Annotated in this window: 18 protein-coding genes; 7 read left to right on the top strand and 11 right to left on the bottom strand. The window is 47.2% G+C overall.

Annotated features, from left to right (window positions below):
* Positions 1 to 163: 163 nt before the first annotated feature.
* The 4 genes from PAHA3_RS21465 to PAHA3_RS21450 form a co-directional block, all read right to left on the bottom strand.
* Complete coding sequence (locus tag PAHA3_RS21465) at positions 164 to 1,510, bottom strand: cryptochrome/photolyase family protein (RefSeq protein WP_062836725.1); 1,347 nt, start codon at positions 1,508 to 1,510, stop codon at positions 164 to 166.
* 27 nt (positions 1,511 to 1,537) lie between these two features.
* Complete coding sequence (locus tag PAHA3_RS21460; protein ID WP_062836724.1) at positions 1,538 to 2,701, bottom strand: response regulator; 1,164 nt, start codon at positions 2,699 to 2,701, stop codon at positions 1,538 to 1,540.
* Between the two features lie 99 nt (positions 2,702 to 2,800).
* Positions 2,801 to 5,896 (bottom strand): ATP-binding protein, encoded by a 3,096-nt coding sequence (locus tag PAHA3_RS21455; RefSeq protein ID WP_062836723.1) that lies wholly within the window; start codon positions 5,894 to 5,896, stop codon positions 2,801 to 2,803.
* A 240-nt stretch (positions 5,897 to 6,136) separates the two neighbouring features.
* On the bottom strand, positions 6,137 to 6,565 hold the full coding sequence (locus PAHA3_RS21450; RefSeq protein ID WP_062836722.1) for an SRPBCC family protein: 429 nt from the start codon (positions 6,563 to 6,565) through the stop codon (positions 6,137 to 6,139).
* Between the two features lie 229 nt (positions 6,566 to 6,794).
* Here PAHA3_RS21450 and PAHA3_RS21445 point away from each other — a divergent pair, with 229 nt between their 5' ends.
* Entirely contained in the window at positions 6,795 to 7,562 is a 768-nt protein-coding gene (locus PAHA3_RS21445) for a class I SAM-dependent methyltransferase (protein ID WP_062836721.1), read from the top strand.
* A 268-nt stretch (positions 7,563 to 7,830) separates the two neighbouring features.
* On the opposite strand, the gene PAHA3_RS21440 is transcribed toward PAHA3_RS21445, so the two are convergent.
* Both PAHA3_RS21440 and PAHA3_RS21435 read right to left on the bottom strand, forming a co-directional pair.
* Positions 7,831 to 8,865: an NADH:flavin oxidoreductase/NADH oxidase gene (locus tag PAHA3_RS21440; protein WP_062836720.1), complete on the bottom strand. Its 1,035-nt coding sequence runs from the start codon at positions 8,863 to 8,865 to the stop codon at positions 7,831 to 7,833.
* A 44-nt stretch (positions 8,866 to 8,909) separates the two neighbouring features.
* Positions 8,910 to 9,104: a tautomerase family protein gene (locus PAHA3_RS21435; protein WP_062836719.1), complete on the bottom strand. Its 195-nt coding sequence runs from the start codon at positions 9,102 to 9,104 to the stop codon at positions 8,910 to 8,912.
* Positions 9,105 to 9,328: 224 nt separating this feature from the next.
* On the opposite strand from PAHA3_RS21435, the gene pepT reads away from it, so the two are divergent.
* Positions 9,329 to 10,567 carry a peptidase T gene (gene pepT / locus PAHA3_RS21430; protein ID WP_062836718.1) on the top strand — a complete coding sequence of 413 codons (1,239 nt, stop codon included), beginning with the start codon at positions 9,329 to 9,331 and terminating at the stop codon, positions 10,565 to 10,567.
* A gap of 136 nt (positions 10,568 to 10,703) precedes the next feature.
* Here the strand turns inward: pepT and PAHA3_RS21425 are convergent, their stop codons facing one another.
* Entirely contained in the window at positions 10,704 to 11,396 is a 693-nt protein-coding gene (locus tag PAHA3_RS21425) for a Crp/Fnr family transcriptional regulator (RefSeq protein WP_062836717.1), read from the bottom strand.
* A 282-nt stretch (positions 11,397 to 11,678) separates the two neighbouring features.
* Here PAHA3_RS21425 and PAHA3_RS21420 point away from each other — a divergent pair, with 282 nt between their 5' ends.
* Entirely contained in the window at positions 11,679 to 12,518 is an 840-nt protein-coding gene (locus PAHA3_RS21420) for a methyl-accepting chemotaxis protein (protein WP_062836716.1), read from the top strand.
* Between the two features lie 144 nt (positions 12,519 to 12,662).
* Here PAHA3_RS21420 and PAHA3_RS21415 read toward each other — a convergent pair whose 3' ends face one another.
* A complete protein-coding gene (locus tag PAHA3_RS21415) occupies positions 12,663 to 14,099 on the bottom strand; it encodes an alanine/glycine:cation symporter family protein (RefSeq protein ID WP_062836715.1) in 1,437 nt (478 codons plus the stop codon).
* Between the two features lie 247 nt (positions 14,100 to 14,346).
* On the opposite strand from PAHA3_RS21415, the gene PAHA3_RS21410 reads away from it, so the two are divergent.
* Positions 14,347 to 15,276 carry a response regulator gene (locus tag PAHA3_RS21410; RefSeq protein ID WP_062836714.1) on the top strand — a complete coding sequence of 310 codons (930 nt, stop codon included), beginning with the start codon at positions 14,347 to 14,349 and terminating at the stop codon, positions 15,274 to 15,276.
* Between the two features lie 173 nt (positions 15,277 to 15,449).
* Here PAHA3_RS21410 and PAHA3_RS21405 read toward each other — a convergent pair whose 3' ends face one another.
* Positions 15,450 to 15,626 carry an aspartyl-phosphate phosphatase Spo0E family protein gene (locus tag PAHA3_RS21405; protein WP_062836713.1) on the bottom strand — a complete coding sequence of 59 codons (177 nt, stop codon included), beginning with the start codon at positions 15,624 to 15,626 and terminating at the stop codon, positions 15,450 to 15,452.
* A 432-nt stretch (positions 15,627 to 16,058) separates the two neighbouring features.
* On the opposite strand from PAHA3_RS21405, the gene PAHA3_RS21400 reads away from it, so the two are divergent.
* The gene (locus tag PAHA3_RS21400; protein ID WP_036671640.1) at positions 16,059 to 16,682 is read left to right on the top strand and encodes an acetate uptake transporter; all 624 of its coding nucleotides are present in this window, start codon (positions 16,059 to 16,061) and stop codon (positions 16,680 to 16,682) included.
* Between the two features lie 205 nt (positions 16,683 to 16,887).
* On the top strand, positions 16,888 to 17,400 hold the full coding sequence (locus PAHA3_RS21395) for an acyl-CoA thioesterase (RefSeq protein WP_062837096.1): 513 nt from the start codon (positions 16,888 to 16,890) through the stop codon (positions 17,398 to 17,400).
* A gap of 34 nt (positions 17,401 to 17,434) precedes the next feature.
* Here PAHA3_RS21395 and PAHA3_RS21390 read toward each other — a convergent pair whose 3' ends face one another.
* Both PAHA3_RS21390 and PAHA3_RS21385 read right to left on the bottom strand, forming a co-directional pair.
* Positions 17,435 to 18,511, bottom strand: a complete 1,077-nt coding sequence (locus PAHA3_RS21390) for an anthranilate phosphoribosyltransferase (RefSeq protein ID WP_062836712.1) — start codon at positions 18,509 to 18,511, stop codon at positions 17,435 to 17,437.
* An 18-nt stretch (positions 18,512 to 18,529) separates the two neighbouring features.
* Positions 18,530 to 19,123, bottom strand: coding sequence for an ANTAR domain-containing response regulator (locus PAHA3_RS21385; protein WP_062836711.1), 594 nt, complete (start codon positions 19,121 to 19,123; stop codon positions 18,530 to 18,532).
* A gap of 590 nt (positions 19,124 to 19,713) precedes the next feature.
* Between PAHA3_RS21385 and nirB the strand changes: the two genes are divergently transcribed.
* The gene (gene nirB, locus PAHA3_RS21380; protein ID WP_062836710.1) at positions 19,714 to 22,155 is read left to right on the top strand and encodes a nitrite reductase large subunit NirB; all 2,442 of its coding nucleotides are present in this window, start codon (positions 19,714 to 19,716) and stop codon (positions 22,153 to 22,155) included.
* Positions 22,156 to 22,161 lie beyond the last annotated feature (6 nt).

Here is a 22,161-nt window from a genome sequence, read left to right as displayed (position 1 = left end):
CTAAATTTTCATCATATTTCACACTATTTTCATGTCTATATATGTAAAAAAGACCGCGAGTACGCGGTCTTTGGAACATCCTGATTCCAACCAAATGATTGTTGGTTCAACCGGATGAGATTGGTATATTTGGGTGTGGGCATGAACCAGCCCCTGACTCGGTCTACTTCTGGCGGCTCGCCAGAATCTGTTTGTACACGTCAATAGCCACCTGTCTCGATGCCTTCAGATCGACAATGGCATCCTTGCGCGGCTGATGGATGTCCTTGCTATGCAGATCCTTCAACTCAGGCAACCACTTCCGAATATAATCACCTTGCGGATCATACTTCTCGGATTGTGTTACCGGATTGTTCACGCGAAAATATGGAGCTGCATTCTCGCCAAGCGAAGCACACCATAGCCAGTTACCGCGATTCTGAATGTTATCATAGTCACGAAGCTTGCGCCTGAAATAAGCTTCACCCAAGGTGAACGGGCATTGCAGGTTTTTGGTGAGAAACATCGCCGTAAGAATGCGAAGCCGATTCGGCATATGTCCGGTTTCGTTCAGTTCCGTCATCGCTGCATCAATAATCGGAATACCTGTCTCCGCCTTGCACCAATGTTCGAAATGACCATCATGGAGAGCTGAGAGATCATACACCTTTTCATATGTAAAATAGTGACTCTCATAGACCGCCCGATACAGGTAGAAGTCGCGGAAGCACAACTGTCTGATCCATTCCCCAGCCTCTGCTGTGCGACTCGCTGCATCATACATCTTGCGAATGGATACGGCCCCCACAGCTACGTAAGAACTGAGATGGCTCGGTTCGTAAGCCTCATATTCGTCCCGATGCTCACCATATTCAGCAATCCGATCCGATAAGAATTGATCCAGCAGCAGATGCGGGTCCTCTTCATCCGAGCCACTGGACTCCAGCAACTCCGGAGGTACCTGCATCGCATCCGGCCATTCAATCTGTCGATCACTCACCTTCAGTTCTGCAATCGTTGTTGCCGAGGGAGGATTGGGATGTTCATTCATAAATTCCACCCACCGCCGATGGAAAGCCGCAAATACTTTATAAGGCTCCGACTTGCCTGTAAAATTAGCAAATCCATTTAGATCCATCAGCAAATGATCCGTCAGTTGTGTGAACGTAACCTCGCGTGCCTCACTGACTTTGCGTATGGCCCTATCCCGCTCAATTGCATATGGCGTCATGTCCCGATGGACTACAATCTCGTCAATCTCACCTTTGAATTCGTTCAAGATGAATTCAACCACTTCAGCTGGATTGCCATAAGCAACATGCAGTTTTCGTTTGGCTTCAAGATAACGTCTGCCTAATTCCGCTGCATGCTGCCTGAAATTCACACCGCTGTGTTCCTTCTCTCGGCCTTGCCGCAGGAGAAATGCATCGTAGATGAGAACATGCACACTCTCTTCTTGGTGTTCCCGCAAATAATCGAATGCAGCCAGATCATCCGTACGCAAGTCTTTGCGGTGTATGAATAACTTCATGCCTCACCCTCCTGTCTGCACTTACGTTTATTTGTCCGTCAGGTTCTGATATAACCTGCTTGTTTCGGGCTCGGGCTGATACCCCAGATCCTCATTTAATGTCAATGTAAATGAATGATATAAACGAAGTATGCCTTGCTGATCATCCATGGATGCATACACTTCCATCATGAGTCGGCAGATCTCTTCCGAATAAGGCTCCCGTTCCTGCAATATCGTTAATTGCTCAATCGCTTCCTTGCCACGACCATGCTCCATGTCCCATCTCGCAATATCCATAACCAGCCCTGTGTACTTCCGTCTCAGTTCCCTTGCTTTGGCCTGTGCCCAGTGATAATCATGCTCTTCCAAATAATCGGCACGATAAAGCGGAATCATATGCCTCAAGTCATCAACATTGTCTGATGTGATGACGTTGTAGACCATGGATTTTTCGAATTGATCCACATCACTTACCAGATTGCCTGATAACAGGCGATAACGGTTCATATTGTACTCCAGCTTGCCTGTCATGTTCCATTCCTTAAACAGCTTTCGAATCTGGTACACGGAAGTATGTAGATGGGTTAATCCCTTTTCCTGGGAAACATCACCCCACAGCTTATCCAGCAGAATCTCCTTGCTTACCCATTCTTCCCTGTGATGAAACAAAAAAGCAAACAATTCCTGTGATTTGGTTGTGCGCCACTTATGTTTCTTGGCACCCTGATCCAAGCTTCTGTAGATATCCAGATGTTTGAACGTAAGCAGCCCCGGAACTTCAGTATCCAACTCCACAGATACAGGTTCCGATTCCTGTACCTCGGCGGTGGCTGCAACTTGGGAAGTATGCGACATTATGCCCACAATTCGATCAATGGTTTTGGTCAATCGGGCGGAGCTTACCGGTTTCAGTACATAATCCAGTGCATGCAGCTCAAATGCTTCCACTGCATGGTCCGCATAAGCCGTAACAAAGATGATACGAATACTCTGATCCAATTGCTGTATATATTCAGCCGCTTCCAGGCCATTCATCTCCGGCATTCCAATGTCCAAAAATACAACATCTACACGTTCGTTTGCCAGAAAATGCAGACCATCACGAGCTGTTGAAAAACATTGCACGGGTGTAATTCGTCCGTCCGCTCGTAGTAGTCGCTCCAGATGAAGCTGCGCTGGCCTCTCATCATCGATTACAATGGCTCTCACCGTTATTTCAGCCTCCTGCCATGAAAGATTCAATAAGAATACCGATTTTATCGGCATCCGCTTATTAGTCTGTTAACCATAATTGCTTAACTCGGCACATTAATTGGAATAATCCACCTTTTGCACAGGGATACGGAATCGGATCTGCGTGCCTTTACCCACATGGCTATGAATCTCGAGTCCCTGACCATAGAGAGACATCAGGCGACGGTTTATATTTTGCAGCCCGACACCTCCTGGACCTTCGGTGCGCCCTGACATGACCTGAGCCATACGCTCAGGAGGGATACCTACACCATCATCCTGAACCTGAACGACCACATGCTCGCTCTCTTTGAAAATTCTAAGCTGAACTGTCCCGCCGGCTGCCCTCTCCATCACGCCGTGGCGAATGGCATTCTCCACAAGTGGCTGAATACTGAGAGGTGGCAGATATAGATGCACGTCCGATTCCACCTCATACTCAACCACCAGTCTTTCCTCAAATCTCGCCTGTTCCAGATGCACATAAGACTCCACCAATTCCAGCTCTTTGGTCAAAGGAACAAGCTGCTCCCTGTTCTGGAAGTCAAAGCTTCCACGCAGGTAATGACTCAATTCAATCAGTAGATCGGTTGCTTTGTCCGGATTCACTGCACAGGTCGCGATAATGACATTGAGTGCATTGTATAGAAAGTGCGGCTTGATCTGTGCCTGTAAAAAGGCCATCTCGGTCCGAATAGCCTCCTGCACAGAACTCCGCATCTCAATTAACGTCCGAACCCGGGCACGCAATTCACCGGCATCCACCGGTTTGCTCAGGAAGTCATTGGCCCCCGCCTGGAACCCATGCTTGATATCCTCAGGCAGCCCTCGGGCGGTCAGCATCAGAATCGGTAACTCTGACAAGGAACTGTGCTCACGCAGTTTGCGACATAACTCAAGCCCGGACATTTTGGGCATTGTCCAGTCCGTAATGACAAGATCAATGGACGGGAATTCTTCACGGAGTTTCAATGCAGTGGACCCGCTGTCCGCCGCAATCACACGATACCGTTCCGTCGATAACAGGTTAAGCAATACCTGTCGATTCACGGGATCATCGTCTACAATCAGAATCGTGTGCTCCGCTTCCGTAAGATTATCCGGCTCATCTGACTCTCTTGTCACTAGTTCCTTCGTTCCTGCCCCATGTGCAGCAACATACCGGGCGGCAGCTGGTTTCATCTGAGACTGTAGCAGCGGTAACTTCATAACAGGCAAGGTAAAATGAAAGGTCGAACCTTGCCCCGGCTCCGATTCAACCCAGATTTCACCTCCGCCAAGCTCAACGAGTTTCCGTGTAATACTCAGACCCAGTCCAGTTCCATCATTCAATCGCTCAATCGTCCCGTTACTCTGCTCATACGCCTGAAAAATATCCTCCTGTTTGTCCAAGGCGATGCCTACCCCCGTATCAGCGACCGATACCTTCACCCGATCCCCTTCAACACTGGCGTACAACCGAATCTCACCTTGCTCAGTGTACTTATAGGCATTACCCAGCAGGTTATACAGAATCTGCCGAAGGCGATCTTCGTCTGCCTCAACAAGCGGCAACGACTGGGGCCATTGCTGAATCAGTAAAACCGGCTTGTCCTCGAACGTGAAACCCGAGACTTCAACTACAGTACGGGCAACCGATTCCAGATCGACAGCTACCCGTTTCAACTCAATCTCACTATTTTTCAGTTTGGAAAAATCCAAAATGTCGTTAACCAACAGCGACAGCCGCTTACCGGTTGCTGTAATCATGGACAGATTCTTGGCTTGCTTGGGTGTGACCGCTCCAGCTGCCCCTTCCAGCATCGATTGTGCAATATTAATGATCCCGTGCAGCGGAGTTCGCAGCTCATGAGACGTGTTCGCCATGAACTCGTCCTTGAGACTGTCAATGGCAAGCAAACGCTCCGATAGAGCCTCCACGTCACGGAATGATTGTGCGAAGCGGATTGCCGTCACAATCATCTGGGCAAATACAAATAATAAAAGTTCAATCAGCGCAAAGAACGCTGTATCTACAGCAGTGAACGCACCAAGAGTGTGCAATACAACAACCATGAGTATGCTCATCATGCTTACCAGTGCAAAATGGCTGTCATTCGGTCGTCCTTTTAACCAATAGAACATCGCTCGCAGCGTATAGAACATAACAACAAGCGAGATCAGCAACATGGGAAGCTCAAAAGAAGAGAATAGGGTCGGAGGGAGCGTTAGGCCCACAATGGTCTGGGCAATGATTAGCACTACAGCAAGACGAACAAACCACTGATGAACTGCCCCTGGTACACGAGCATCCATATATCGAAGCAAAAAGTAATAAGCAAAGGCTGAACTAAGAAGCTGAATCCGAAGCATTTCATTGTTAGTCAGGAACGGTACAAACGTTCCCAGTAACTTCTCCCCATGGGTCAAAGCGTAAAGTGCACCGGAAAGACTGAATAATCCGAGATAATTCAGTTCCTTCTCACTACGCCGCAACCGAAACAGTAGCAGAAAGAAGCCGGCGGGCAAGATAAAGCCGAACAAGGTCATCAGATCCTTGAGCCAGTCCTGTTGTTGGCTTTTCAGGATGCTATGCTCGTCTCCAAATAGAATGGGTGCCACAATGCCCCCAGACGAGTAACTATAATTTGATACTTGAATAATAATGTCAGCCGTGTTGCCATCAATGGACGTGAATCCCGTAAAGGGCAGATTTAATTGCACATCCGTATCAGGGGTCATTCCCGGCAGTCCTTTACCGCCAATCTCTTTCCCATCGATAAATACCCGGTGGGCCATACGTATATTCTGCGTGCGTATGCCGTAATCGTTTTTCATCGTTCGGGCTGTAAGCTGGACTTGCAGATGGTAGGTTCCGTACCCATGTGCTTGCCCCAGAGATTTGTTCCATCGGGCCGGAACTTGAGTGCCTGACGAAGGTGGCAATGGCTTGCGACCGGATACACTTGCTTCAATATCTGCCGGACTGAGCAACTGCCCAGGATAGAAATCCCAGACACCCTTTAGAGACGCTGGACCCTTGCGATCAAAATCCCACTGGGTCAGGTCAATTCTTCCATCCGCAGCCTGGGGGTTACTCCGCTCACTAATTAACGTCTGGGCAATCCAGCCCAGTGGAACAATGACAATGCATATGAAACTTATGGTCAGCATAATCCAGTGTTTTCTCATCTATGTATTCCTTCCATCCACAATGGCGAGAGACGTCTAATTTTGTCGATTTATCACTATAATTCATGTTACACGTTTCTGGTGCTCACGGAAATAGTTTCCGTATCATAATCGGTCAACTTCGTTATAATTTGAAGGATTTCTATCTGTTTCCGCCAGATCTTGTTACGCCAAGGAACCTCAGGCCGAATTTCACCGGAATGAACGGGCAAAATGGCCTGAGGTTGATTAAATGAAGATTTATTTAACAACTTGAGCAAGCTTCTGAACGATTCCGACCCATCCCTGATCCATACGTTCGCGTACGATGGCTTGGGCCTGTCCAAATTCAGTCAGTTTATCCGCATCCCAACCACTGTGAATCAGTGTGAAATCCGTACCTTCCGGCTGTTCATTCAGTTGAAACGTCAACGTCCAGTCCCTTCCCCAGCGAAATGATAATTTCTCTAGCGGTAGCACTTCCGTCACCAGACAAGGGGATTGACCGAAAGCGCCTGCTTCCAGTATAAATTCATGACCTTCCACAGGTTCCAGATTGCCTGGCATGAACCAGGAACCCAGTCCTTGCGCAGTCGAGACCGTCTCCCATACCTTCTCTATAGGTGCATGAAGCAATCGTTCCTGACGGATATCCGGCAGTGCACTTGATGAACTTGATGATGAATCCATACGTATCACCTCCTTAATACATTTCTTTTCGTATAACTACTCGAATAGAAGTTGACCTCCGCTTTATCCCCACCCTATAATTGGAACATATTACATAAAAGGTGCGTGATTCCTATGATAGTCTGCTCTGAAAAATTCAATTCCAACCGTTGCCGGAAGGGATAATTCCGCTCACTTCCCTTCCACGTTTTCATTTTATTACATTTAAATTGTGGGGGACACCTATACTATGTCATTCAGTTATTACGGTCCATTATGCACCGCCGTTTATGATCTAACGAAACCTGTGGGACACTCCTTGGGAGGAGACATTGAATTCTATCGCCGTTATCTTCAGGGCTGCAAAGGACGCATCCTTGAAGCCATGTCGGGATCAGGCCGAGTGCTCATTCCTTTGCTTGAAGCAGGCTTGAAAGTGGATGGAACTGATTATTCAACGGATATGATTGACTCTTGCCGTTCTCGTTGTATGGATCGAGCATTACCCATGCCTGAGCTGTTCGTTGCCGATCTGGAGAAGCTTGACCTTCCATATCGATACGAGGCAATTATCATTCCCGGAGGTTCTTTGCTCCTCATTCAAGATAGAGAGGCATCGATTAACGCATTACGTAATCTATTTCAACATTTGGAACCTGGAGGTAGGCTCGTATTTGATCTGTTTTTGCCCGATGTGACACAGCCCTCTTCGGTAGAAACATCAACCGTTTCATTACCTGACGGCGATACGATCACAGTAGAAGCAAAAACCATTGAAGTGAACCTTCTACACCAATACAAAGTGAGTCTGATCCGCTATGAACAATGGCATCAGGGTGCTCTTGCCGCTACGGAGCTGCAACAACTCACTCTGCGTTGGTACGGCACAGAAGAGTTACGCCTAATTCTCGAACACATTGGTTTTTCAGACATCAAAGTATACGCCGACTCTAACCCGGATCAACCACCCACGCAGTCGAATCAAAAATTCGTCTATGAAGCGACTCGAAGAGCGTAGCCATCAGTAATTGAGGATACATGCTTCTCATCATACAAGAAAAGGCCACAGCATGAGGTTTAACCCATGCTGTGGCCTTTTTTACTATATAAGATTTGCAATAACATTTACACGAGAACGCAGAGGACAGAAATAGCCTGAAGAAGCAGCGCGTTCGCCTTTATCCTCAGATTTTCACCTTTGAAAAAGTGAATCAAAAAATCTGAGGATAACAGCGATCGGAAGGTTATTCTGTCATCGGAGTGGCAAGTCTAACTGTTAGTGCAAATTAGTATCCACGAGAATATTGCTCCGCAATGGCGGCTTGATCCTTGCTGACGCCCAACTCCAGAGCCGCATGGTTTGCCCAGTACGGATCACGTAACATGCCTCTGCCAACCGCAACCAGATCCGCGTCTCCGTTGCCAATAACCGCCTGAGCCAGCGCTGCATCCTCCAGCATACCCACTGCAATTACAGGAACGTTCAGTTCTTCACGGAAACGACGGGCAAATGGTACCTGGTACCCCGGATAGTTCCCAGGTTTCCGTTGTCCGGAAGGACCTTCTCCGCCTGAGCTGATATGGAACATGTCCACGCCTGCATCTTGGTAGGCGCGAGCGATATTGATCGTGTGCTCGATATCGTACCCACCATCTGCATATTCCACAGCCGAAATCCGCAAAATCAGCGGCATGTCTGCTGGCATTTCTTTTTTCACTGCACGAATGACTTCAACGCCGAAACGGGACAGATCCTGCCCATACACATCCTCGCGATGGTTCATCAGCGGAGAGTGGAACTGGTGAATGAGGTATCCATGTGCGCCGTGCAACTCAATGGCATCCACGCCAGCTTGTACCGCGCGGCGAACGCCGTCTGCGAACTTCTGTACCATAGCTTCTACCTCTTCTGTACTTAACGCACGAGGCTCCTTGTACTTTTCTCCCGGGAAAGTGACTACTGATGGGGCTACCGGTTGCGGAGCATCCTCTGCTTTTCGTCCCGCATGTGCGATCTGAATAGCTACTTTGGAGCCGTAAGCATGAATTCCATCGACAAGTTTGGTGAAGGCCGGCACATGCTCATCTGACCATATACCCAAGTCATTGTCAGTAATGCGTCCATCCGGATCGACATCCGTCATCTCGATTACAATCAGTCCAGTTCCTCCAACCGCACGACTCACATAGTGAACCTGATGCCAATCGTTCGGAATGCCGTCCTTCGCCGTCACGGAATATTGGCACATCGGTGCCATGACGACACGGTTATTTAATTGCAAACTTTTGAATTGATAGGGCGAAAATAATTGCTCCGTCATTTATACTGCATCTCCTGTTCCTTGATCATGATATATATGAAGCCTTACTTATTGTCCAAATCCGAAAACATTTTTCCATTCTTGCCGTAGTTGTCCTTCTCCAGATCCTCAATGAAAATAAAGACCTTGCTCGGTTCAACATCCAGTGTCTCACAGGCTACCTCGGTCATACGTTCAATCAACTGACGTTTCTGCTCAGTCGTCTTGCCTTCCAGTACCTTAACGGTGATAAATGGCATGTCTTGAACACATCCTTTCTTCATCATTTATTATGAACCTGACGTATGGAAACACAAGTACGTACATTTTTGTGCCTTGGTACCCTTTTTGATACCTAGTCATCCTCATATTTCGGTTCTGCCCCATTCTGGAAATGACTGCAAAACATGATATGATAACCATAGAGACATACAGGAAATACTATACCCCAAAAGAAATAAATCCAAGCTAGGGAGCGATACCGTTGAAAGATATATTAATTCAAAGACTGAGTACTTATGTTCAGATGGATACCCAATCCGATGAAAATAGCGAGACCTGCCCTTCCACACCCGGCCAACTGGCCTTGGGCAAACTGCTCGTTGAAGAATGTAACTCCATTGGTCTGCAAGAAGTGACGATGGATGAGAATGGTTATGTCATGGCTACACTGCCATCCAATACCGACAAAGATGTTCCCGTGATCGGTTTCCTGGCTCACCTCGATACAGCGACCGACTTCACAGGCAAAAATGTTAAACCGCAGGTTATCGATAACTATGACGGTGCTGACATTGTACTTAATTCGGAACTGGATGTTGTGCTGTCCAACAAAGATTTCCCGGAACTGCACGAGTATAAAGGCCACACGCTGATTACAACTGACGGTACAACATTGCTTGGTGCAGACAATAAGGCAGGCATTGCCGAGATCATGACGGCGATGGCCTATCTGATTGACCACCCGGAAGTGAAACACGGTAAGATTCGGGTTGCTTTTACCCCAGATGAAGAGATTGGCCGCGGACCACACAAGTTTGACGTAGCTGCTTTTGGAGCCAAATATGCTTACACCGTCGACGGTGGACCACTTGGTGAGCTGGAATACGAGAGCTTTAACGCAGCTGCCGCTAAAATTACCGTACGAGGCACCAATGTGCATCCCGGAACAGCGAAGAATAAGATGGTGAACTCTCTGAAAATTGCGATGGAATTGAATCGACGCCTGCCTGTAGAGGAAGCTCCTGAATTCACGGACGGTTATGATGGTTTCTACCATCTGCTGTCTTTAGAGGGTGACGTTGAGCAGACGAAGATGAGCTACATCATCCGTGATTTTGACCGGGCAAAATTTGAAGAGCGTAAAACGAATCTGCTCCATATCGCAAATGAACTGAAGACCAAGTACGGAGAGAAAAGCATTACTGTGGAATTGAATGACCAGTACTATAACATGCGTGAGAAAATTGAACCCGTACGCCAGATCGTCGATATTGCCCATGAGGCCATGACCCGACTGGACATCGAACCTGTTATTCGCCCCATCCGGGGAGGAACAGATGGTTCCCAGTTATCTTATATGGGCATGCCAACACCGAATATCTTCACTGGCGGTGAGAACTACCATGGCAAATTCGAATATGTGTCGGTAGACAATATGGTGAAGGCAACCCGTGTCATTGTAGAGATTGCTCAATTGTTCGAGCAACGCGGAGATATCTAATCCACTTGAATTTCAGTGCAAGAAGAGCACCCCTTGGTATATTCGGGAGGGTGCTCTTTGTTGTGCCATATTGTATTTTATTGTGCCGCGTCATGTCCCATAGATATGCAGGCTTGGTGTTTATTTTAAAATACCATCACTCATATATATTGCCTCCTGCGATGACACGCAGCTGTTCCAGATCACAGATTATGAGCTTCCGACGCACTTTGCGAATAATATTTCGATCACACAGATCGTGAACGACCCTGTTGAGATGTCTGTAACTAGTGCCCAACATATCCGCAAGCTCGGTCAGTTTGGAAGTCTGAATCTCTTCCGAGGAGGACTCGTCCTGCTCCATCGTGGACAACAGGTAACTGGCAAATCGACTCTCTACCGGGTATAACATATTGAGACTTGAAAGGTTCGAGAAGGTGTACAATTTATGCGTTACTTGACTGAGCATGAAGTGGAGAAATTTAGGATTCTCTGCATATGTATTCTGGAGAACGCGATAGCTGATACCAAGCAGCAGGCTTTTGCTCACAGACTCTACCGTATTATTGGCCTCCTTGCCATTGACCAGCTCCAGATCGCCCACGAGCGCGAGCGGTGTACTGAAACGAAGCAACAGAGACTTGCCGTTAGGCAGTGTGGTATAGATTTTGAGCTTACCCTGCACGAGAAAATACAATCGCTCCGGCCGCTCACCTTTGGCACATATCATCTCGCCCTTCACAGCCTCCAGCAGTCGCAACTCAGCGAGTGCAGACTCGTCCAGCACCTGATCCAATCCATTCTCACGTGCGAGTTGACGCACAAGTCCAAAGTCCATAATTTCTTTCATTCCGACTTCCCCTCCGTTGCCGTATATAACGTATACAAAAGGACATATGTCCCATAATTGATATAGATCCGTACAAATATCTTGATATAAAAATAGTTACAACTAGCACTTATATCCAATAAATCATTTCACATGGAAAATATTTAAAAATTTAATCATAAAATGTTCATTCTTTCATGCAAAATGCCGTTCACGAAAAGGCATTTCCGTCCGATGAAAGATAGAGCATTCCATAGATCGTAAAAATAATTTATTCAGATATTGAAAGGATGAGCATATTCAATGAACGTTGTAGATGCACTGCTTAAAGTAATGCCTTATATTAGTCAGATTCTAAGAGAACCAGCCAGCTTATCCGTATATGATCACGAAAAGGTATTGGAAGTTATAACAACAGAGAAATTTGACCTTGGTTTTGAAAAAGGGATGTTGCTCCTGGACTCATTTCAAAACTTTGCCGTCTTGAAAAACGGAAGAGAAGCTACCCTCACCACTTTACCTAAAGAAATTTATGGTATTGAGCTGGATACCCTGAACATTCCGATCTTTGATGATCAGCAAAAAGTCGTTGCCGTTTTCTGTGTGTCTTATGACCAATCTAATCAGAATCAACTTGAGGATATTATACAAGAAAACCAAGCCATCAATGGTAATCTGGTTGATATGGTGCAACACGTTGCTGCTCATGCTGAAGAATTGCAGGCCACCAGTGAGCAGATCCTGCAAAACACACGACTTGCTGTTCAGAACTCTTCCCAAATCAACAAGGTAGCCGGGTTCATTCGCGAAATTTCCGAACAAACCAACTTGCTTGGCCTGAACGCTGCTATAGAAGCTGCCCGCGTTGGTGAAGCTGGTGCTGGCTTTGGTGTGGTTGCATCTGAAGTACGCAAACTCTCTGTAGATGCCAAACAAGCTACAAGTGATATCGATACCAGTCTGAGAGATGTACAACAGGTGATCAAACAGATGGAAGTTGAGGTTTCTCAGATTGCAGCCTCTTCACAGGAACAAGCCACGCTTGTATCTTCCTTCACAGATGTCATCGAGAAGCTCAATGACACGGGCGAGCGTATGAAAGCTCTGTCTGAACAACTGATCAGTTATTCCGTTAAAAATTAATCAAAATATATCTTTGATGAACTTTGGCTAGTGCAAAGATACATTTTATATGTAATAAACAGGACTCGGGTTGCCCATGATGGATAATCCAAGTCCTGTTTATTATGTCCGTTTGGTTATCATTAACCAAATTTAGTTGCAATCTTAATTTGCTACATGTAATGATTTGTCCCCAATCACTTCTTCTTCCGACTCCCAGCACTCCACTTCACCCGGAATATGGATACGGTCACGGGTAAAGACGGGATCACGTCCTTCGGCCTTTTGCTTCTTATAGTCCTTCAGCGCTTCAAACGTCACCTTGGACAGCATCAGAATCGCAATCAGGTTCACCACCACCATGAGCCCCATGAACAGGTCCGCCAAATCCCATACCAGCTGTACTTTGGCTACCGCACCGAACACCACCATCGCGATAACGCAAATACGGTACACCCACAGCCAAATTTTGTTGGATTTGATAAACTCAATGTTGGTTTCACCGTAGTAATAATTTCCGATTAGCGTACTGAAGGCAAACAGGAACACCATGACCGCCAGGAATCCGGATGCCCATGAACCAATATGTACACTTAATGCAGCCTGAGTCAATTCAATGCCACCCAGATTAGAACCTTTGTAGACTCCCGATAGCAAAATAATCATGGCTGTGCTTGTACATATAATAAGCGTATCTGTCAGCACACCAAAAGCCTGAATAAGTCCCTGTTTCACCGGATGTGTTGTATCCGCTGTAGCAGCGGCATTCGGGGCACTACCCATGCCCGCCTCATTGGAGAACAATCCGCGCTTCACACCGTTCATCAGCGCAGCACCCAACGTTCCGCCTGCCACCTGCTCGATGCCGAAGGCATTTTTGACGATCAACGCAATCATGGACGGAAGCTGGGTAATGTTCGCCAGCACCACAAAAGCCGCTACCCCAATGTACAATACGGCGAGCACCACGACGATGTACTCCGATGCTTTTGCAATCCGTTTGACACCGCCCATAATAATTCCTGCAAATACCACAGCCATAATGATCCCCACCGTTAACCGATCCGTACCGAATGAGTTTTCGAATGCGACGGTAATGGTGTTGGACTGCACCGCATTAAATACCAAACCGAATGAAAGCGTAATGAGAATAGCAAATAAAATCCCCATCCAGCGCTTCCCCAGCCCACGCTCCATATAATATGCCGGACCCCCGCGGAATCCGCCCTTATCCTTCACTTTATAGATCTGAGCCAGCGTGCTCTCCACAAAACTGGAGGCAGAACCAATAATCGCAATGACCCACATCCAGAATACAGCCCCAGGTCCCCCTAGTGCGATGGCTAGTGCAATACCGGTAATATTGCCTGTGCCTACGCGGGCCGCCATACTAATACAGAATGCCTGAAATGGTGAAATTTTGCCTGGTTCCTTACTTTTCGGCTCTCGAAGCACCTTCACCATATCTCCAATCATGCGGAATTGCATGAATCGGGTCTTGGTGGTGAAGTATATACCACATACTACCAATAGTATAATTAACACTTTGGACCATAGAAAATCATTGAAAATGACGACAATATCTTGTATTGTTTGCTCCATCGGTATGCCCCTTTTATATGGTGTATTTCAAGTACAGAGATGGGTCAGATGAAAAGTTTGTACCATTCTGCACAACACTAGCCCCAGACTATGGGATGTTACTTATACTACAAGCGCATCTACGAAAATCGACAAATACCTACATGCAATCTCTACAATTATTTTAAAAATGGGCTTTGATTGCCCAATCATTGTCATTTAACCTGACATGTCAGGTTCTATGCAAGCAGGAAAGGAGATGACTGATATGCGTTATTTTATCGTGGATGATGATCCTGGCGTTCGTTCCATGTTGATGGATATTATTGAGGATGAAGGGCTTGGCGATATTGCCGGGGAAGCCGAGGACGGCGCACATATTCACGCGGAACTGTTGGAGCTGCATAAGGTGGATGTACTGCTGATTGATCTGCTGATGCCACAACGGGACGGGATTCAGACTGTCCGGGCGCTTGAAGGAAGGTTCGAGGGCAAGATCGTTATGATCTCCCAGATCGAGTCGAAAAATATGATCGGCGAAGCCTATTCACTAGGGATTGAATATTACATTACGAAGCCGATTAACCGGTTGGAGATACTGTCTGTTCTACGGCTGGTGGGTGAGCGGTTACGGATGCAGCAATCCATCGCAGATATTCAGCGGACATTGCAGGGATTGTCCGGTTTGCATCCTAACGAGCGCACTGCGGCTCCGGTTCCGGACAAAACGATTACTACAGCAGGACATTTCCTGCTGTCCGAGATGGGCATGATCGGCGAAGCCGGCAGCAGAGATCTGCTGGATATGCTCGAATATCTGGAGCAGGTAGAGACAGATGAGCATAAGCTGTCGCCCTATACGTTCCCATCCCTCAAAGACATCTTTCAGAACGTAGCGGTACGCAAGCTGGGAGAGAACGCCTCTCTGGCAGAGGTTAACAAGGAGATCAAGGCATCGGAACAACGTGTCCGCAGAGCCATCTTCCAGACACTGAGCCATGTGGTTTCACTGGGGTTAACGGATTATACACATCCCAAGTTCGAGAACTATGCATCCAAATTTTTCGATTTTACCGAAATTCGCAAGAAAATGCTGGAGCTGCAAAACAATGTGGAGCCTTCCCTGTCCCAGACCCGCATTAATACGAAAAAGTTCGTACAGGTGTTATATCTGGAAGCCAAACGATTGCTGCATTAAGCATGATGCATGATGGATACGTTGCAAAAACAAACGGGCATGAATATTACGCCGGATGGCACCTCCTTCTTAACTGGAGGCTGTCCATTTCGGCGATATTCATGCCCGTCTGTATGACCAAGCGCTGCGATCTATTTCTTCGTTCCGTATATTAAATTAAAATCCATTCGGATTCAGGACCGTGAATGATTTCGGCTAATTCGGTTATACTCATTAATTAATTCGTCCAATGCCATAGACTGCCGAATCACATCGGGATGTCCAAGACCACCCTTGTTATGCTCTACCAGCATATGAAGGTTATGTCTGGCCTTTTCTATTTTATTTTTCAAATCCAAACTCATAACCATGACCCCTGATACCTCCTTATTCTGTGAACCATTTTAGTTTTTCCTGTCAATCTATAGTTGGATTAACATATGGCATAGGGGACAAGGATGTTTTGTATTCTTCTCCAAATTTTGATAAATACTATTCTATCACACAAGTGCGTATCCGAAAATGGCTGATTTAACGCTATTTTAGCAGTTAATCCAGGGTTGGATTTTATCGTTGTAGCTCATCATTCATAGCCAGAATGGATTGTGTCGTTATTGTGTATATTGAAAAAACAGAAGTCTATTGACTTAAAAGGTAATAAAATCCCTTTCCATAACGGGGCCATTCAGGTACAATAGGGCGATGTGTGTGTCCGGACCCGGCGGATACAAATGATGTAATTTAGAGGACGGCCAACGAAGGCATTGATCCTGATTTGATATTATTGGAGGCTTATCATCACCATGCAGACCGATTCACAGACTAAAGTCAAAATTGTTAATGCCGATCCCAGCGCAATGGGATTATTTGGGTTGGCAATTGTAACCCTGGTCGCTTCTTCCCAGAAGCTTGGCATTACAGAAGGACTTAGCTACGCTATTCCTTGGGCAATCTTCCTGGGTGCATTTGCCCAGTTATTCGCATGCATTCAAGATTCCAAACGTAACAATACTTTTGGCACAACAGCTTTTGGCGCTTACGCATTCTTCTGGTTCGCTATGGCTGCCAACTGGATGATCAAAATGGGCGTATTCGGTTCCACGCTTGCTGAACAGGCCGATGGCAAGCAGCTCGGATTTGCTTTTGCCGGATACCTGGTATTCACCCTGTTCATGACGATCGGTGCTATTGAAGCGAATAAAGTATTGCTTATCATCTTCATTCTGATTGACTTCCTGTTCCTTGGCTTGACCTTTGACGCTTTCGGCGTAGCTCCTCACATTTTCCACACCATTGCAGCATACGCTGAACTGGCGATTGGAATTGTGTCCCTGTATGGTACAGGCGCTTCGGTACTGAACGCTCACTTCGGTTATGCGTTCTTGCCAATCGGCAAACCGTCCGGCATTTTCAAACCCAAGGCTTAATATACAGCAGTAAACCGCCCGCGCGCCGGTCCGCGCCTGGCGGTTTTTTTGCACTCTGACTTCATTTGAATATGTATCTGACCGACACCTATACTAGGGATAATAGATCATAAATAGACCCTGCAACACATGAAATGTCACAGCAGCCATACTGTAAGGAGGAAAAAGCATGAGAGAGATACCGAAACCTACGGAGATGGATCAGGTGGAGAAAAAGTACGTACGCGAAACGCGTTGTTTTAAGACAGCACGGGTATTCCCAACCGATGTCAATAATCATAACACGCTATTCGGTGGGAGACTGATGTCCTATATCGATGATATTGCATCCATCGCCGCTTCCAAGCTATGCCGGGTCAATACCGTAACGGCTTCAACCGACTCTGTCGATTTCCTGTACCCGATTAACCCAACGGATTCGGTGACACTTGAATCGTTCGCGTCCTGGACAGGACGAAGTTCCATGGAGATTTTTGTGAAGGTAATCCGCGAGGATCTGAAGACCGGAGAGAAGAAAATTGCAGCGACCGCATTTTTGACCTTTGTGGCTCTGGACGAAAACAATCGCAAACTGATCGTACCCCGCATTATCCCGGAGACGGAAGAAGAGAAGAAACTATACGAGACCGCTCCGGATCGGGCGGCCATGCGGAAACAACGGCGGGAAGAGAGCAAGAAATTCGCTGACTTCCTAACCGTAACTTATCCTTGGGAATAAGAACACACTAAGCACTCACAATGTTGCACAAAGGTTATCTGGACGATGCCGGATAGATGGAGACTGCTCTGCTATCCGGCAGTTCGCCACCCATGGAGACACACCATTGCTGATAGATGCGATACGCTGAACCACTCTCCAGCAACCCCTGACAAGTGTATATGCCCTCTTCTATGGAATTGACACGCCCCGCTGCGTACAAGCGGAACCCCCCATTTAACAATACCTGATTCACAAAAGCAATATGACCGTCGCCACTTAACACACTTTCGGCAACTTCAAGCTGCTTCGAAGCCGTCCAGACCAGTTCCGGCACAGGCATATCCAGTTCGTAGGCTGCAGGATCAACCAGTTCGAGCTTCATATCACCGTCTTCCACGGCGTATACGCGGGTTGGCCGATCAATGTATAGATCCTCAGACCCTTCCATTCCCTGTACAACATAAGCACGGCGATAGTTAAACCGAGTGAGCAGCTTCGCAATCCGATCCAGAAAGGTATTATGAAACACACCGAACACCAGATACGGTGAATGGTTATAATCAATGAGTTTCTCTGCCGTGTTAAACACCGTGCGGAAACCTAGCTCTTCCCGTAACGGACGAAGCTTGCGAAGAGGCTCGCACCATTCCTCGGAGGATACATACATGACACCGGAACGCAACGCAGCCCCACGGGCATCTTCCCGATCCATTTTACGTGTATCAATTCCCGCTTCCTTTAACAGAACCGACAGCGTAACTCCCCACTTGGGTGGTAAAGGATCGCTCCCATGTAAAGTCACCGGCAACCCGGCCGCCGCGAGTACAAATGCAACCGGAAATGTAGCCATGAACGACTTTGTCCGTCCGTCATAGGGACCAGCACAGTCCAATCCGTTCTGAAATACGGAGAACCGTTCCGCGCTGTTACGGCACGCATGAACAAAGGCTTCCAGTTCCTCGACGTTTTCCATTTTCATTCGTTCAGCCATTAGAAACGCAGCCGTCTGGGCAGGGGAAACCTCCTGTTTCAGGATTTTCTCTGCAACCGTCAGCGCCTCTGTATAATTCAGATCACGTGAGCCTCGTTTCCCACGTCCGACCTCTCGGAGTATCTGAGACATATCCATGGAGAATCCTCCTTCCAATTAAGACTGGAGCAGTTGATGTGCCTTCACAATCGCTGTAGCTACATCGACCATCCGTTTGCGTTCATCCATTGCTTTCTTGCGTAACAGGTCATAGGCTTCGGCCTCGGAGATCTGCTTCAGATCACTAAGGATAGCCTTTGCCATATCAATCCACTTTCGATCCTCCAGCCTGGATTGCAACTGCTTCCGTTCCTGCTCCCACTGTTTGCGTTCCATGTAGCGCCGGGCTGCAAAGTGAAGAGTCCAGTGGATCTCGGGCCCGGTCATGGATGGTGTAAGTATTCCATCTAGTGAGGTTTCGACCTCGCAGGATTCTGCGGAGGAAGAGGCTGTATCTGGCGCGCACCACCAGAGCAACGGGGTATCCGACTTCCCCTTTCCCAGGCAGTTCCCCCAGTATTCCACATCAGTCAGGGATAGGTGCAAAATGGATGCTTCCGCCTCACGAGCCAACTTCAGCGCTTCCGTTTCACTACCTGCCACCTGTACATGGTACCCGTTTGCTCCCAGCAGCCTCTCCGGTGTCAGAGGGATTGCATCGGATGAGGCAGCTATCGTTGGTTGTACACGGATGACCAATAAAGATCGCATGATGGATCAATCCCTCCCTATTACGTATAGTCAGAGTCCATAACATTTAATGCATTAATACATGAAAGCAATAAATGTGTTATATTACCTAACAAAAAGCAGGTGGTAACGATTTTGCGTCTTAATTTTAAATTTCGAATCATCGTTTCACGCCTCATCATCCTGTAATAAAAAAGGGCAAAACACCTTACATGGCACCTTTTCTACAATGTTTATTGTATCCGGTATGCCAACTTCATCTAAATCCTTCATTCATATGAAGATATACTCGTAAAACTTCGTCGTCCATTCGATATTCCAATAAACTCATGTAAACATAATTAACTTTAAATTTCAAATACTTTTTTATGTTAACTATATTGACATGGATGGATGTATCTTTTATAGTTAAGCCATAACAACTCCATATTTGAATCGATCACAGTTACAACGGCGTAGCTGGTTGAAACGGCAATGAAGCCTGTTTTGCAATCTCGGAGCAAGGGATGCGTATGTATATGCGCAGTCCTCCGAGGCATAACAGGCTTTTTCGATTTTAGAGACAAGGTTTTGAGGCAGTTTGCAGAATGGACCTAAGGGGGCTAATCATAATGAGTACAACGAAAAAATTGGTGCTGGTCGGTAATGGCATGGCGGGAATCCGCACAATTGAACATATCCTTAAGCTTGCTCCGCATGCTTATGAAATTACAGTCTTCGGTGCAGAGCCGCATCCCAACTACAACCGGATCATGCTATCCTCTGTATTGGCTGGCGGAACAACGATTGAAGATATCGTAATCAACGAGTGGAGCTGGTACGAAGATAACGGCATTCGGGTGTACCCGGGTGACCCGGTCGTTCAGATCGATGCCGAGCGCAAGGAAGTTGTATCTCAGAATGGTGTACGTGCATCCTATGATGAGCTGATTATGGCAACGGGTTCACAGGCGTTCATCCTCCCACTTCCCGGTGCGAATAAGGAAGGCGTTATCGGCTTCCGTGATATTAAAGACTGCGAGACCATGATGGAAGCATCGCAAAAGTATCGCAAAGCTGCCGTCATTGGGGGCGGATTGCTTGGTCTGGAAGCAGCGCGGGGGCTGCTCAATCTGGGCATGGACGTCACTGTCATTCATATTAACGGACATCTGATGGACCGGAATCTGGATCTCCCGGCAGGCCTGATGCTCCAGCGGGAGCTTGAAGAGCAGGGCATGAAGTTCCTTTTGAACAAACATACCGAAGAAATCACAGGGAAACAGCGGGTGAAAGCCATTCGTTTTACCGATCAAACGGTACTTGAAGCAGATCTGGTTGTCATGGCTGTCGGGATTCGTCCTCAGATTGAACTGGCTCGTAATACCGGCCTCGACGTGAATCGGGGTGTCATTGTAGATGATTATATGCATACCAGCATTCCTGGTATCTCTGCTGTCGGTGAATGTGCAGAACACCGCGGTATTGCCTATGGACTGGTTGCTCCATTATATGAACAAGGTATGGTGCTCGCGAAACGTCTCGCTGGAGCTGCAACTGAAGGCTATGAAGGTTCAGTCACTTCTACCAAGCTAAAAGTATCTGGTGTCGACGTATTCTCTGCCGGACAATTCAAAGACGCTGCGGACACTCGCAGCATTCGTATTCAGGATGATGTTGATGGTGTGTACAAAAAGATGGTGATCAAAGACGGACAGCTGATTGGAGCTGTATTGTTCGGAGATACCACAGACGGCGCTTCTCTATTTTCCCTCATTAAGAGTGGTGAGAACATCAGCGGTCGTGAGAAAGAAATTTTGCTCGGTGTGCCTTCCGGTGGTTCAGGCTCAGGTCCATCTGTCGCAGAGCGCATGGCAAGTATGCCAGATGACGAGATCGTCTGTGGTTGTAACGGTGTTACCAAAGCTTCCATTGGAGATGCTGTACTGAACAAAGGCTGTAATACGCTCGGTGCAATCAAGTCCTGTACCAAAGCTTCCGCTTCTTGCGGTGGATGCAAACCCATTATCGAAAACCTGCTCACGTATTACGCAGGTGATAATGTAGGCGAACAGACCAAAGAAGGCATCTGTGGCTGCACATCCTATGATCGGGATGAAATTGTTGCACAGATCAAGGAAATGGGACTTAAAAACGTTAAAGAAGTTATGAATGTTCTTGGGTGGAATGAACCGGAAGGCTGCTCCAAGTGTCGTCCTTCCCTCAATTATTATCTCGGCATGATCTGGCCGGCTGAATACACAGACGAGCGTGTATCCAAATTCACCAATGAACGTTATCACGCCAACATCCAGAAGGACGGTACCTATTCCGTTATTCCACGGATCTATGGTGGTGTCACTTCCCCGGCGGAATTGATTAAGATTGCTACTGTCGCGGAGAAATACGATGTGCCATTAGTGAAATTCACGGGTGGACAACGACTCGATCTACTCGGTGTACAAAAGGAGAACCTGCCGAAGATCTGGGAAGAGCTTGATATGCCTTCCGGTTTCGGTTATGGCAAGGCGCTGCGTACGGTGAAGACTTGTGTAGGTAATACGTTCTGCCGATTCGGCACACAGGATTCCATTGAGATGGGTATTCGACTGGAGAAAAAACTCGACAAAATGGTTGCTCCGGCCAAAGTGAAACTCGCCGTATCTGGATGTCCGCGGAACTGTGCTGAAGCGACGATCAAGGATCTGGGTGTTGTCGCAATCGATGGTGCTTGGGAGATTCATGTTGGCGGTAACGCTGGAGTCAAGGTTCGTGCAGCCGAGTTGCTCTGTACGGTGAAGACCGATGCGGAAGTGGAAGAGTGGACTTACTCTTACCTACAATATTATAGAGAGAACGCAAAATGGAATGAGAGAACGGCGGCTTGGATTGAACGGGTAGGTCTGGATCATGTGAAGGAAGCATTGGCCGATCGGGATGTACGTCTCGCTCTGGTTGAACGTCTGGAAGTTACACTGGGTCATACGGTTGATCCTTGGAAAGAAATCATTGAAGACGAGAAATTGCGTAAAAACTTCACCCCACTGTCCGGTGCCGAGCCGGTAACCCACTAGAAGAGG

The organism is Paenibacillus amylolyticus (genome assembly GCF_001570725.1).
GTDB lineage: Bacteria > Bacillota > Bacilli > Paenibacillales > Paenibacillaceae > Paenibacillus > Paenibacillus amylolyticus_A.
This window is presented reverse-complemented; position numbering and strand designations above follow the sequence as displayed.

What these genes read in the sequence shown, in the direction of transcription:
- PAHA3_RS21410 (WP_062836714.1), top strand. Translation starts at nt 14,347, where the DNA reads ATGCGTTATTTTATCGTGGATGATGATCCTGGCGTTCGTTCCATGTTG.
- PAHA3_RS21445 (WP_062836721.1), top strand. Translation starts at nt 6,795, where the DNA reads ATGTCATTCAGTTATTACGGTCCATTATGCACCGCCGTTTATGATCTA.
- PAHA3_RS21440 (WP_062836720.1), bottom strand. Translation starts at nt 8,865, where the DNA reads ATGACGGAGCAATTATTTTCGCCCTATCAATTCAAAAGTTTGCAATTA.
- PAHA3_RS21405 (WP_062836713.1), bottom strand. Translation starts at nt 15,626, where the DNA reads ATGGTTATGAGTTTGGATTTGAAAAATAAAATAGAAAAGGCCAGACAT.
- PAHA3_RS21465 (WP_062836725.1), bottom strand. Translation starts at nt 1,510, where the DNA reads ATGAAGTTATTCATACACCGCAAAGACTTGCGTACGGATGATCTGGCT.
- PAHA3_RS21415 (WP_062836715.1), bottom strand. Translation starts at nt 14,099, where the DNA reads ATGGAGCAAACAATACAAGATATTGTCGTCATTTTCAATGATTTTCTA.
- nirB (WP_062836710.1), top strand. Translation starts at nt 19,714, where the DNA reads ATGAGTACAACGAAAAAATTGGTGCTGGTCGGTAATGGCATGGCGGGA.
- PAHA3_RS21425 (WP_062836717.1), bottom strand. Translation starts at nt 11,396, where the DNA reads ATGAAAGAAATTATGGACTTTGGACTTGTGCGTCAACTCGCACGTGAG.
- PAHA3_RS21400 (WP_036671640.1), top strand. Translation starts at nt 16,059, where the DNA reads ATGCAGACCGATTCACAGACTAAAGTCAAAATTGTTAATGCCGATCCC.
- PAHA3_RS21435 (WP_062836719.1), bottom strand. Translation starts at nt 9,104, where the DNA reads ATGCCATTTATCACCGTTAAGGTACTGGAAGGCAAGACGACTGAGCAG.
- PAHA3_RS21385 (WP_062836711.1), bottom strand. Translation starts at nt 19,123, where the DNA reads ATGCGATCTTTATTGGTCATCCGTGTACAACCAACGATAGCTGCCTCA.
- PAHA3_RS21390 (WP_062836712.1), bottom strand. Translation starts at nt 18,511, where the DNA reads ATGGATATGTCTCAGATACTCCGAGAGGTCGGACGTGGGAAACGAGGC.
- PAHA3_RS21420 (WP_062836716.1), top strand. Translation starts at nt 11,679, where the DNA reads ATGAACGTTGTAGATGCACTGCTTAAAGTAATGCCTTATATTAGTCAG.
- PAHA3_RS21450 (WP_062836722.1), bottom strand. Translation starts at nt 6,565, where the DNA reads ATGGATTCATCATCAAGTTCATCAAGTGCACTGCCGGATATCCGTCAG.
- PAHA3_RS21455 (WP_062836723.1), bottom strand. Translation starts at nt 5,896, where the DNA reads ATGAGAAAACACTGGATTATGCTGACCATAAGTTTCATATGCATTGTC.